This window comes from uncultured Polaribacter sp., from assembly GCF_947501385.1.
In the GTDB taxonomy this organism is placed as follows: Bacteria; Bacteroidota; Bacteroidia; order Flavobacteriales; family Flavobacteriaceae; genus Polaribacter.
This window is the reverse complement of the sequence record NZ_CANMVP010000012.1, coordinates 108948-121775: the sequence shown is the minus strand read 5'-3', so window position 1 is coordinate 121775 and position 12828 is coordinate 108948. Positions and strand designations below refer to the sequence as shown.

General features: G+C 32.3%; 10 protein-coding genes. 7 read left to right on the top strand and 3 right to left on the bottom strand.

Features of this window, described 5'->3' with window-relative positions:
* The first annotated feature begins 125 nt into the window (after positions 1-125).
* From Q0998_RS09600 to Q0998_RS09585, 4 genes are all read left to right on the top strand, one after another.
* Positions 126-878, top strand: coding sequence for a M15 family metallopeptidase (locus tag Q0998_RS09600; RefSeq protein WP_299669391.1), 753 nt, complete (start codon positions 126-128; stop codon positions 876-878).
* An 81-nt stretch (positions 879-959) separates the two neighbouring features.
* Complete coding sequence (locus tag Q0998_RS09595) at positions 960-4493, top strand: methylmalonyl-CoA mutase family protein (protein WP_299669389.1); 3534 nt, start codon at positions 960-962, stop codon at positions 4491-4493.
* Positions 4494-4909: 416 nt separating this feature from the next.
* A complete protein-coding gene (locus Q0998_RS09590; RefSeq protein ID WP_299669387.1) occupies positions 4910-5392 on the top strand; it encodes a sigma-70 family RNA polymerase sigma factor in 483 nt (160 codons plus the stop codon).
* Positions 5376-5987, top strand: coding sequence for a hypothetical protein (locus Q0998_RS09585; RefSeq protein WP_299669385.1), 612 nt, complete (start codon positions 5376-5378; stop codon positions 5985-5987). The genes Q0998_RS09590 and Q0998_RS09585 overlap by 17 nt, the downstream gene beginning before the upstream one ends.
* A 463-nt stretch (positions 5988-6450) precedes the next feature.
* On the opposite strand, the gene Q0998_RS09580 is transcribed toward Q0998_RS09585, so the two are convergent.
* Complete coding sequence (locus Q0998_RS09580) at positions 6451-7077, bottom strand: hypothetical protein (protein WP_299669383.1); 627 nt, start codon at positions 7075-7077, stop codon at positions 6451-6453.
* A gap of 313 nt (positions 7078-7390) precedes the next feature.
* Between Q0998_RS09580 and Q0998_RS09575 the strand changes: the two genes are divergently transcribed.
* The 3 genes from Q0998_RS09575 (at position 7391) to Q0998_RS09565 (ending at position 9588) form a co-directional block, all read left to right on the top strand.
* A complete protein-coding gene (locus Q0998_RS09575) occupies positions 7391-7951 on the top strand; it encodes a sigma-70 family RNA polymerase sigma factor (RefSeq protein WP_299669381.1) in 561 nt (186 codons plus the stop codon).
* Positions 7952-8032: 81 nt separating this feature from the next.
* Positions 8033-8611, top strand: a complete 579-nt coding sequence (locus Q0998_RS09570; RefSeq protein ID WP_299669379.1) for a PAS domain-containing protein — start codon at positions 8033-8035, stop codon at positions 8609-8611.
* Positions 8612-8697: 86 nt separating this feature from the next.
* A complete protein-coding gene (locus tag Q0998_RS09565; protein ID WP_299669377.1) occupies positions 8698-9588 on the top strand; it encodes a dienelactone hydrolase family protein in 891 nt (296 codons plus the stop codon).
* Between the two features lie 241 nt (positions 9589-9829).
* Here Q0998_RS09565 and Q0998_RS09560 read toward each other — a convergent pair whose 3' ends face one another.
* Together Q0998_RS09560 and Q0998_RS09555 are read right to left on the bottom strand one after the other, a co-directional pair.
* A complete protein-coding gene (locus tag Q0998_RS09560; RefSeq protein WP_299669376.1) occupies positions 9830-11791 on the bottom strand; it encodes a YgiQ family radical SAM protein in 1962 nt (653 codons plus the stop codon).
* Positions 11792-12065: 274 nt separating this feature from the next.
* Entirely contained in the window at positions 12066-12563 is a 498-nt protein-coding gene (locus Q0998_RS09555; RefSeq protein ID WP_299669375.1) for a hypothetical protein, read from the bottom strand.
* Positions 12564-12828: the final 265 nt, after the last annotated feature.

Here is a 12828-nt window from a genome sequence, read left to right as displayed (position 1 = left end):
TTAAGCTTATAAGAGTATACTCATCTTGACTTTTTCTATTTCCTAAAAAATGTTTAGATTTGATTTCGTAGAAATAAAAATTTACTTTAGAAAATTTGGGTGTTTTTAAGCTATTAATAAAATTCATGTTTTGTATTTTTATCTTCGGATATTTTAGCAGATGTAAAAAACAAGATAAAAATATTGCGCTAAAAACGAAAGTAATTAAGTTTGATAAGGATACAATTCCTAATTATCCAAAATATCTGAACAAAAATTATGTTTTAGGAAAATTCAATTACACAATACGTGATGACTTCGTTATTGTTCCCAAATATTTATCAAATAAAAAAATATATGTTAGAAAAGAGGTTTTAGATGCATTTATTAAAATGGAAGCTAAAGCTAGAAAAGAAAACGTTTTGCTAAAAATTATTTCTGGGACTCGAAATTTTAACCATCAAAAAAGAATTTGGAACTATAAATGGAATGAAAAATATAAAAATCTTACACCTTTAAAAAGAGCTGAAAAGATTCTTGAATTTAGTGCTATGCCATCAACATCTAGACATCATTGGGGCACAGATATCGACTTGAATAGTTTGTCTAATACCTATTTTTCTTTCAGAAAAGGAAAAAAGGAATACAATTGGCTCATTAAAAATGCATCAAAATTCGGGTTTTATCAACCATACACATCAAAAAAAAACGGAAGAACTGGTTATAACGAAGAAAAATGGCATTGGTCTTACGCACCTTTATCAACTTTATATTTAGACTATTACAACAAAAATATCTCTATAAATGACATTGATAATTTTGACGGATTTGAACTTGCATCAGATTTAAATATTATTTCTGATTTTGTAAATGGAGTAAATCCTGAATTATTAAAATAATCTTTAAGACTTTACTAATCATCATCAATAATTTTTAAGATTTTCGTAAATTGCACACCTAAAATCAAACATTTATTACGAATGGAACAAATTGCACCTTATAAACCAACATATAAAGTTAGAATTGTAACTGCTGCCGCGCTTTTTGACGGTCATGATGCTGCCATCAATATCATGCGTAGAATTATACAATCTACCGGAGTTGAAGTAATTCATTTAGGACACGACAGAAGTGTTGAAGAAGTAGTGAATTGTGCCATTCAAGAAGATGTAAATGCCATTGCAATTACTTCTTATCAAGGTGGGCATAATGAGTATTTCAAATACATGTTTGATTTATTAAAAGAAAAAAATGCAACACACATCAAGATTTTTGGTGGAGGTGGTGGTGTAATTCTTCCTGAAGAAATTAAAGATTTGATGGATTATGGAATTACCAGAATTTATGCTCCAGATGATGGACGCTCTATGGGTTTGCAAGGAATGATTAATGATTTGGTACAGAAATCCGAAGCCCCTCTCAATCTCCCCGAAGGAGAGAAACAGTCGGGTGGCAAAGTGTGTAATGAGGATGGCGATTGGTTGTTAGAACTAGGTAGTGCAAAGGTATTAGAAAATTTAAAAAATAAAGAAGTTAATACAATTGCAAGATTAATTTCTCTGGCAGAAAATAATCACACAGATTTTGAGAAAATTTTCCGCAAAGATTGGAACTCCTCCCCTTTGGGGAGGTTGGGAGGGGCTTCACCAGTTTTAGGAATTACAGGAACTGGTGGCTCAGGAAAATCTTCTTTGGTGGATGAATTGGTGAGACGTTTTTTAATTGATTTTCCAGAAAAAACTATTGGATTAATTTCTGTTGATCCATCCAAAAGAAAAACAGGTGGTGCACTTTTAGGCGATAGAATTCGTATGAACGCCATTAATAACAAACGTGTGTATATGCGTTCTTTAGCAACGCGTCAGTCTAATTTGGCGCTGTCTAAATATGTAAATGAAGCGATTCAAGTTTTAAAAGCAGCTGAGTTTGATTTAATTATATTAGAAACTTCTGGAATTGGACAATCAGATACAGAAATCATAGAGCATTCTGATACTTCTTTATATGTAATGACACCAGAATTTGGAGCGGCAACCCAATTAGAGAAAATCGACATGCTTGATTTTGCTGATTTAGTTGCCATCAATAAGTTTGATAAACGTGGCGCTTTAGATGCCATTCGCGATGTAAAAAAACAATACATGCGCAACAATAATTTATGGAATGTACATATGGATGACATGCCTGTTTTTGGAACTATCGCATCGCAATTTAACGATCCAGGAATGAACTCACTGTACAAAGCGATTATGGATACATTGGTAGAAAAAACAGGAGTCGATTTAAAGTCTAAGATGGAAATTTCAGCAGCAATGTCTGAAAAAATCTATGTGATTCCTCCTGCAAGAGTTCGTTACTTATCAGAAATTGCAGAAAGCAACAGGTCTTATGATCAAAAAGCGGATGAACAAGTTATTGTAGCTCAAAAATTATATGGAATTTTTCAAACGATTTTATCTTTGGGAGAAAATGTCTGGTCGAGCGCAGTCGAGACCTCATTATTAAGTAAAACCGGGTTGGATGAAGATGAGATTCTGTCTCTCGACTCCGCTCGAGATGACAAGGAATTTATAAAACTATTATTAGCACAATTCGAAAAAGTAAAATTAAATCTTGATCCTTACAATTGGGAAATCATTCTCAATTGGCAAGAAACAGTTCAGAAATACAAAGATCCTATTTACACCTTTAAGGTTCGTGATAAAGAAATTAAGATCGAAACCCACAGCGAGTCGCTGTCACACTCAAAAATACCAAAGGTAAGTTTGCCGAAATACCAAGCTTGGGGAGATGTATTACGTTGGAATTTACAAGAAAATGTTCCTGGAGAATTTCCGTATACAGCAGGTTTATATCCGTTTAAAAGAACAGGTGAAGACCCAACAAGAATGTTTGCGGGTGAAGGTGGTCCAGAAAGAACCAACAGACGTTTTCATTATGTGAGTTTGGGTATGGATGCAAAACGTTTATCAACGGCTTTTGATTCTGTGACTCTATATGGGAATGATCCTGGACATAGACCCGATATTTATGGAAAAATTGGAAATGCAGGGGTTTCTATTTGTTGTTTAGACGATGCCAAAAAATTATATTCTGGTTTTGATCTAAGCCATCATATGACGTCTGTTTCTATGACCATTAATGGTCCTGCCCCCATGTTGTTAGGTTTCTTTATGAATGCGGCAATTGATCAGAATTGTGAGAAATACATCAAAGAAAACAAATTAGAAAAAGAGGTTGAAGCAAAGTTCCAAGAAATTTACGATTCAAAAGATTTAAACAGACCTGTTTACCAAGGGAAATTGCCTGAAGGAAATAATGGTTTAGGGTTGCTATTATTAGGATTAACAGGTGATTTAGTTTTACCACAAGACGTTTATCAAGAAATTAAAAAAGACACTTTAGCGCAAGTTAGAGGAACGGTACAAGCCGATATTTTAAAGGAAGACCAAGCACAAAATACCTGTATTTTTTCTACGGAATTTGCGTTGCGATTGATGGGTGATGTGCAAGAATACTTTATCGAAAAACAAGTGAGAAACTTTTATTCGGTGTCTATTTCTGGTTATCATATTGCAGAAGCGGGTGCCAATCCAATTACACAATTGGCATTGACTTTATCTAACGGATTTACCTATGTAGAGTATTATTTAAGTCGTGGAATGGATATTAATAAATTCGGACCCAACTTATCATTTTTCTTCTCCAACGGAATTGATCCAGAATATTCTGTGATTGGACGCGTTGCTCGTAAAATTTGGGCAAAAGCGATGAAGAATAAATACGGAGCCAACTCTAGAGCACAAATGTTAAAATACCATATTCAGACTTCTGGACGTTCTTTACACGCGCAAGAAATAGACTTCAATGACATTAGAACTACGCTTCAAGCATTGTATGCCATAAATGACAACTGTAATTCTTTACATACCAATGCCTACGACGAAGCCATTACAACGCCAACAGAAGAATCTGTAAGACGAGCCATGGCTATTCAACTGATTATCAATAAAGAATTAGGGTTGACTAAAAATGAAAATCCGATTCAAGGTGCTTTTATTATTGAAGAGCTAACGGATTTAGTAGAAGAAGCTGTGTTGTTAGAATTTGATAGAATTACAGAACGTGGAGGTGTTTTAGGCGCGATGGAAACCATGTATCAACGTTCTAAAATACAAGAAGAAAGTTTGTATTATGAAACGTTAAAGCACACCGGAGAATTCCCAATTATTGGGGTAAATACATTTTTAAGTTCTAAAGGATCGCCAACGGTGCAACCTGCAGAAGTGATACGTGCTACTGAAGAAGAAAAGCAATTCCAAATTCAGACGAAAGAATTATTGAATAAAGCGAATCCGAATAAAGTGGTGGAACAAATTGCCATTTTACAAGAAGCTGCCATTCAGAATGAAAATTTATTTGACAAATTGATGGAAGCGACTAAAGTATGTTCTTTAGGGCAAATTACAGAAGCGTTGTTTAAAGTGGGTGGACAATATCGTAGAAATATGTAAGCAGAGAACCAAAATTCTATAAAGAATTTTGTGTGAATCGCTTATTCCTATGAAAATAGGAATCTACAGAGAATCAATTTTTACGAAAAAAATATTTAAATCGCTAATGACGCTTTTTAGCGGTGTTTTAAATTCATCTAGAATTTAATATTCAGACCCTTCAGATTTTTAAAACCTGAAGGGTCTTTTTTTATTTAAATAGCGATTTCCTTCTTGAAATCAATTGGATTCTAAACTAGTTTAACCCACTTCCGAAATTTCGGGAGAAACGACATCCTTTTTATTTTTTACAAAAAGATACAGTGGAAAGCTGGAAATCTGCCTGCAACAGTCAGGTAGTTTCAATTTATTTAAAAAAAAATAAAATTCTTTGTAATACTTTTGAGAATCAGAATACTAATCAAGAAAATATAATTTTGAGCAACGATTTTTATACAACATCGATAGTTCCACACTCGGGAATTATTATTAAAATATGCAGAGCATACACAGATTCTCAAGAAGATTTTGAGGATTTTTATCAAGAGGCTTGTTTACAAATATGGAAAAGTAGAAATGCTTTCCAAGGAAAATCTAAATGGTCTACTTGGATTTACAGAGTTACACTAAACGTTTGTTTAACACTAGTAAAGAAAAAAAGAAAAAGAGGCTATTCTCAAGAAATTAGAAACGAAGCTTTAGAAGACAACAAAGCCTTTGAGAATGAAGATTTAAATTTATTATATGCAGCTATCAAAAAACTATCTGAAATCGATAGAGCTATTATTTTATTGCATTTAGAAGAAAATTCACATAAAGAAATTGCAGCTATTATTGGTACTAGTCCTAATAATATTGCTGTACGCATCAACAGAATAAAAAAACAATTAAAAAAATTATTAGATGGAAAAATCAATTGAAAACATTTGGATTAAAGGATTTATGAATACCGAAAAATTACAAATACCAAAAGTGGTTAACCTCTACAATAAGAAATCTGATCTTTTGTTAGAAAAAATAAAACATACATATTCTAAAGACAATAAAAGTGTGCTTTATATTGCTGCATTTTTTGGAATAATTTTTAGTTTATTTGGATATATTCTTTTAGGATTATATGGCATGAGTTTAATGATTGCTATGTACTTTTTAAATAAAAAAATGCTAAAAAATCTTGAGAATATTCCTATAATAAATGATAATTATCAATATTTAAAAGCCTACAGAATTGCGATTAAAAAAATTATTGCTGCTACAACAAAGTTATTAGGTTTTGGTTTTCCATTAGTTGTCATTCCTGGATATTGGTTGTTTTTCAGAAATACAGAAATGTACACTAGTATGATGGATAAAATAGAACCTCTAAATCTATTTTTAGGAGTTGTAGCTTTTGCAATACTAATATCCTTTTTAGGAATATTAATTTACAAATTGACCACTAAATTAGTTTATGGAAATCAATTACAAAGATTAAACGATTTAATAAATGACATGGAAGAGTTAAATAAAGATTAAATCGGGTTGTCTAAAAAGCTTTAAATAACTTTTTTTTTTGCCCTTCAGCGGAGTCGAAAAGTTCTTAAATAAGTTCTCGACTCCGCTACCATTTTCCCAATTATTTAATTAATTGATTTTATAATACTTAACCCGTTGTGCATTTTGAGTTAAATGTATTCCAAAATGTCAGTTCGAGTGATTTTTGATAAAAAAAATCGTATCGAGAACTAGTTTAGAAACGAAAATTCTTATTCTCGATACAAATTTCACTTATTTCAATCGTGAAATTCACTCGAATTGACAGAATTTATCAAAATGCACAACAGGTAATACTTAGTCTTTATCTTCCGAATACGGAACGCTCGAACAGATGCTTACAGATATTTATTTTACGTCATTCCTACCGCTTGATCATTTTTTTCTCAGGTCTTGAATGTACATGAGTTACTTTTCAGACAGCCTTATGATGTATTTATAAAAATTAATATTTCTTGTATTCCGTTTTTCCAGATTTCAAATAATTAATGATATGATCAATAGATCTTTCTTTTGCTTCTTGAAGTGTTTTTGTAAAGTTGAATAAAAAAACAGCTTTTTCACCTATAGAAACAAAATCTAGAACTTCTCTATTCTTTTTTGCATCATAAATCTCTACCTTTACATTAATAATACAATACTCTACAGAAGTTGTTTGCATTCCCCCTACTCCATTCATGCCCATACCTCCTGTATTTCTCCACTCTACTCTATTTGTGATTTCAAAGTTTGAAAAATGAATTACATAATCTGCATTTTCTTTATTTACGGAAGCGTAGGTTGAATTCTTAGTATCAATAGACACGTCAGCATACAAATAACTCGCACTTAATTTTTCAGAAAATTCGTTCAAATAATTTAAAGAAAAATCTCTCTTCTCAGCAAAGTTTTTTTCAAATGTTTTTTTAAATTCATTTACAGTAACCTCTTCTGTAGCGATTACTATTACATTTTTTGTTTTTGGTGCTACAATGTCTGCTTTTTTAGAGATGTGTTGAACATATTGTCTAGAAACTTTGCAAGAAGTAACCAGAATTGTAATAATAACTAGTAAAAGAAGCTGTTTTTTCATCGTTTTTTTTGACTACAAACATAAAGATATCATTTGATGTAAGAAAAATTTTAAACACGATTTACAAATAATCTCATTTATTTGCATCTTTTTCGTAACTTAATGTTCTATTAGGTGAACATTAAATAAAACGATCATGATAACTAAAAATGAATGCACTTGTAATTGTGAAGTTTGTAAAACTGGAGATTGTAAAAATTGTACCTGTACGGATTGCACTTGTAGCAATTGTAATTGCTAGTACTGAACTTATTTCAGTATCTTTTATCAGGAACTGAATTCATTTCAGTTCCTCGAATTATAAATAACTCTTATGACGACAAACCAAATTTGGGATTTATATTCTAAAGATTTAAAAACATTTATCATCAGTAAAGTTAAAAACCCAACGATTGCCGATGATATTTTGCAGGATACTTTTATCAAAATTCATACAAAAATGCATACTTTAAAAGAGGTTTCTAAACTAAAAGCTTGGTGTTTTTCGGTGGCAAGGAATTCGGTTTTAAATTACTGGAGAGCAAACAACAAAACGGTTGAAATTGCTAACCTAAATGCATCAGACAGGTTTTATAAATCGGAAACTGCTATTTTAGAGCATACACATACAGAACAAGATTGTTTACAAGAGATTCTTAAAACGTTGCCAAAGAAATACCGCGACCCACTTTTTCTTTCAGACATCAAAGGCTTCAAACAGCAAGAAGTCGCCAATCAATTAAACCAGACTTTATCGACAACCAAATCTCAAATTCAGCGTGGAAGGAAATTAATTTCGCAAGGTTTTATAGACTGTTGTGGGTTTATAGTGAATAAAAAGGGAGATTTAGTGGGCGAAATTCAAGACAAAGAAGACTGCAACATCTGTAATTAACAAAGTTTTAATTTTCAATTGTTTCTGTATAAATATATTTATGTTAGCTTCGCTTTATAAATCTTAAACAAATTCTTTTCGATGAAAAACAACCTTGCAAATATGATGTGTTTAGATGTATTTCTTTCATCTCAAGAAACATCAGAATACGAAGCTATCAAAGATTTATTGACTCCAAATGTATCTATAAAATCACCACTAATTAGTTTCGATTTTTACAATAATTATTTTTCTTCAGAAATGGAATTTCTTGATTTAGAAAACGATATCAATCATGTAAAAGGTTTAGCCTGTAAATTTAATTGGAAAAATAATTTTGATAAACTGTTTAACGATCAAGAATTTGATGCCATTGTAATTACAGACATCAACCAAAAAATTGTTTGGGTAAATGATGGATTTTCTAAAATGACGGGGTATCATAAAAGTTTTGCGTTAAAAAAATCGCCTTATTTCCTTCAAGGTGAAAACACTTCTCTCGAAGCGAAAAAAAGAATCCGAAAAAAAATAGCAAATGATACGCCGTTTCAGGACGTTGTTATCAATTATAAGAAAAATAAAACTCCGTATACATGTGAGTTGAAAATTTTCCCTCTTTTTTCAGAAAAAACGACTCACTACATCGCTTTAGAAAAGAAGGTAGTGTCTTTTGAGACCTAAAAAGTTAGTAACATTATACCTATTATTATTTTTTGTAACTTAGATGGGTTTAAATGCTTTGCTTTAAATCCTTAAATAATTACGCAATGAAAACACTTAAAAAAGAAGACATTAGCCAAGAAGTATTCGATTTATATGATGATTATGCCCATAACAAAATAGATCGAAAAGAGTTTTTACAAAAACTTTCTTTATATGCAGTAGGTGCAATTACAGTATCTTCTTTGTTAAGTTTTATTTCTCCAAATTATAAGGATTCGATTATAGTTCAGCCAGATGACCCAAAATTAAGATCAGAAATGGTTAACTATGCTTCACCAAAAGGCGGACTAAAAATGAAAGGTCTATTTTCTATTTTAAAAGATCGAAAAGAAAAATTACCCGGAATTATTGTGGTGCATGAAAATAGAGGTTTAAATCCGTACATAGAAGATGTTGGCAGAAGAGCAGCGCTAGAAGGCTTTGTAACCTTAGCTCCAGATGCATTATCGCCTTTGGGTGGTTATCCAGGAAATGATGATGATGGTAGAGCAATGCAAAGAAAAAGAGACAGGAATGAAATGTTAGAAGATTTTATTGCTGGGTACAAGTATCTAAAAAACCATAAAGACTGTAACGGAAAAGTAGGTGTTGTTGGTTTTTGTTTTGGTGGTTGGATTTCGAATATGATGGCGGTAAAACTTCCTGATTTAGCAGCAGCAGTTCCTTATTATGGAAGACAGCCTTCTAATGAAGAAGCCTTAAAAATTAAAGCACCTTTGTTATTGCAATATGCTGGTTTAGACAAAAGAGTAAATGCAGGTTGGCCTGCTTTTGAAAAAGTTTTAAAAGCGAATAATATTGAACATGAAGCACATTTTTATGCTGATGTAAACCATGGTTTTCATAACAATACTACGCCACGTTTTGACAAAGCAGCTGCAGATTTGTCTTGGGAAAGAACCATTGCTTTTTTTAATGAGCATTTGAAAAATTAATTGAAAATTATACAGTAAACTAAATACAATTGTTTAACCAAATGTCAGATTGAGCGTGTCGAAATCTACAAAAGACTTCGACAAGCTCAGCCTGACATTATTAGTTTTAATTATGATTGAATATTCTTTTAATGTATTGTAAGAAGATTAACATTGTCAAACTAATGGTTTCCAAATTTTAAAGTGCCGCAAAAAATTAAAAGAAATAGCAGCGATTTTAGGGAAAAGATTAAAAATAAAACTACCTCCTCTTTTTAGGAGCTCTACTTACCTTTTTCTTTCTTCTATTAAACGGAATCGTATCATCAAAAGTATGTTGCGCAGTTTTATGAGTGGTTTTATTCTTTTTCCAAGAGTTATTTTCTGGTAATAAACGTTGTAACAAATCTTGTCTTCCAACTTTGTTCAAGGTATTTTTAATCCAATCTTTATTTTCTTTTTTGTACCAAAAGAAAAACTTGTGTTGGTCTTCTTTCTCTTTTTTAGTTTTCGGAGTTTTTGTTGGTTTTAAAGTATAAGGATGATAACCAGAATAATAAATAACCGTAGCAACCGTCATTGGTGTTGGTGTAAAACCTTGTACTTGCTCTAACTGAAAACCCATATCTTTGGTTTCCGCGGCCAAATTCGCCATATCTTCTACCTCACTAGCTGGGTGACTTGAGATAAAATACGGAATCAATTGTAAGTTCAATTTCTTCCTCACATTAATTTTATCAAAACGTTCTTTAAACTTATGAAAATAAGTAAAAGATGGTTTCCGCATCAACTTTAATACAGGATCTGATGTATGCTCTGGTGCCACTTTTAATCGTCCAGAAACGTGTTTTGTCATTACCTCTTCTGTATAGGCATCCAATTCTTTTGGGTCTGCATTTTTATTGAATTCAGGCACCAACATATCGTGACGAATGCCACTTCCAATAAACGATTTTTTAATTTTTGGATGCTTATCAACAGCTTGATACAATTCCGTTAAGGGTTTATGTGAAGTATCTAAATTCGAACAAATTACTGGCGAAATACAACTTGGCGCCACACATTTGTCGCAAATTGCTTGTACTTTACCCTTCATCTGATACATGTTTGCAGAAGGACCACCAATATCAGATAAATACCCTTTAAAATCGGGCATATTTGCCACTTTATCTACTTCTTTTAAAATAGATTCTTGACTTCTGCTTGCAATAAATTTCCCTTGATGTGCAGAAATTGTACAAAAGCTACAACCCCCAAAACACCCTCTGTGAATATTGATCGAAAATTTTATCATTTCAAACGCAGGAATAGGACCACGCTTGTTATATTTTGGGTGTGGCAATCGGGTAAAAGGCAAATCGAAAGAACCATCAATTTCTTTTTCGGTCATGGTAGCGAAAGGCGGATTTATCACCAACGTTTTTCCTTCCACATCTTGCAAAATTCGTCTTGCTTTTAATTTATTCGATTCTTGTTCAATCGTTTTAAAATTCGATGCAAATGTTTTTTTATCGCCTAAACAAGCTTTATGAGAATTGATTGTTACATCTTCCCAATCATTTACAACAGGTATTTTTTCTTTCTTTTGGTCTATTAAAACAGCCGTTTGTTTGATGTTTTTTAAGCTCGAAAACGGAACGCCTTTCTGCAATAATGCTACAATTTCTCGCAAAGGTTGTTCGCCCATTCCATAGACCAACATATCTGCTTTAGAGGTTTCTAAAATAGTTGGCAACAGCTTATCAGACCAATAATCGTAGTGTGTTACACGTCTTAATGACGCTTCAATTCCGCCAATTAAAACAGGAACCTCTGGGAACTTTTCTTTTAATATTTTTGAATAGACAGAAGTTGCATAGTCAGGTCTAAAACCCTTATCACCATTTGGCGTATACGCATCTTTATCACGTCTTTTTTTACTTGCAGTGTAGTTAGAAACCATCGGATCCATACAACCACCTGTACAGCCAAAAAATAATCTTGGTTTTCCTAATTTCTCAAAATCCTGCAAATTATCAGTAACACTTGGCTGTGGCACAATCGCCACACGCAGACCATAACTTTCTAAAATTCGTCCAATTACTGCAGGTCCAAATGATGGATGATCTACATATGCATCTCCACTAAATAGAATTACATCTAATGCTTCCCAACCACGAATTTTTACTTCCTTGTTTGTGGTTGGTAACCAGTCTGTTAATTGATGTTTATTCGTTTCTTGCATAGTTTGCAAAAATACAAGAAATTTAATGGATTAAATTGTTTTTTTGAAGCTATTTCCTGCTTTCAACACTCGCTTTTTTTCGTACCTCAAAAAGAGCTCAAACAATTAGCCTGTCTTGAGCGTAGTCGAAAGGTTCAATCAGGGCTAAGCTGTTTGCCAACTTATTGCATATTTTTGGAAGGAAAGCTCTAGTCCTGCAAGGTTTCTTTTAACATATAGGGAAAATGGAACTCTAAATTTATACCTACAAGGTTTTGGAAACCTTGCAGGAAGATCAAACCTCATCATCAAAAGGATTGTTAAAAGGCAAATCATCATCAATATCATAATCGTCATAGTTTACTCCTGGCGGATTAAACAAACCCCATCTATCAATACTATAATTCCATTCATCGAATGTTTTTACCCATTCTGCAAACAGAATTCTAAATTCTTCAATTTCATTACGAATCAAATCTAAATAATCTATTTCTTTAAAGCCTGCCATCTTTAAACCCGAAGTTGTTACTAGAATTGTGCGCGCTTCTTTTCTAATAATAGTCGCATTTTCCATTTTAAAATCATACAAAGTATCTTCATTAAAAACACCTGCTATTTTTGCAGGGATTCGTAAAGCACTTTCTTGAAGTTGCTTTTTGTACTCAACTAATAAATGATTTCCAAAATCATCTTTATCTTCATTGCCCTCAATTAATATCGAAACTTTATGCACCAAATCATAAATTTCTTGGGCTTTTATAAAAAGAGGGAATTTCTTTAATCTTTTATCCATACATACAAATTTAGCATTTATGAATGAAAACAGCTAAAATCATTAAATTTTAGAGACTCTTCAGATTTAAAAACCTGAAGAGTCTTGCCTTTTTGTTAAAAATACTGTTGCTATTCGAAAATCATAAAACTATGCAAACAAGTTTAGCCTATTCCCAGAATTTCGGGAGAAGTGGCATCCTTTGTATGCCAAACTTTATTCAGTACCTGTTACAGATTATGAGATGGCTTGTTTTCATAGCGAGATGCTTGAAATAAATTCAGCA

What these genes read in the sequence shown, in the direction of transcription:
- Q0998_RS09600 (WP_299669391.1), top strand. Translation starts at nt 126, where the DNA reads ATGTTTTGTATTTTTATCTTCGGATATTTTAGCAGATGTAAAAAACAA.
- Q0998_RS09595 (WP_299669389.1), top strand. Translation starts at nt 960, where the DNA reads ATGGAACAAATTGCACCTTATAAACCAACATATAAAGTTAGAATTGTA.
- Q0998_RS09585 (WP_299669385.1), top strand. Translation starts at nt 5,376, where the DNA reads ATGGAAAAATCAATTGAAAACATTTGGATTAAAGGATTTATGAATACC.
- Q0998_RS09580 (WP_299669383.1), bottom strand. Translation starts at nt 7,077, where the DNA reads ATGAAAAAACAGCTTCTTTTACTAGTTATTATTACAATTCTGGTTACT.
- Q0998_RS09575 (WP_299669381.1), top strand. Translation starts at nt 7,391, where the DNA reads ATGACGACAAACCAAATTTGGGATTTATATTCTAAAGATTTAAAAACA.
- Q0998_RS09570 (WP_299669379.1), top strand. Translation starts at nt 8,033, where the DNA reads ATGAAAAACAACCTTGCAAATATGATGTGTTTAGATGTATTTCTTTCA.
- Q0998_RS09565 (WP_299669377.1), top strand. Translation starts at nt 8,698, where the DNA reads ATGAAAACACTTAAAAAAGAAGACATTAGCCAAGAAGTATTCGATTTA.
- Q0998_RS09560 (WP_299669376.1), bottom strand. Translation starts at nt 11,791, where the DNA reads ATGCAAGAAACGAATAAACATCAATTAACAGACTGGTTACCAACCACA.
- Q0998_RS09555 (WP_299669375.1), bottom strand. Translation starts at nt 12,563, where the DNA reads ATGGATAAAAGATTAAAGAAATTCCCTCTTTTTATAAAAGCCCAAGAA.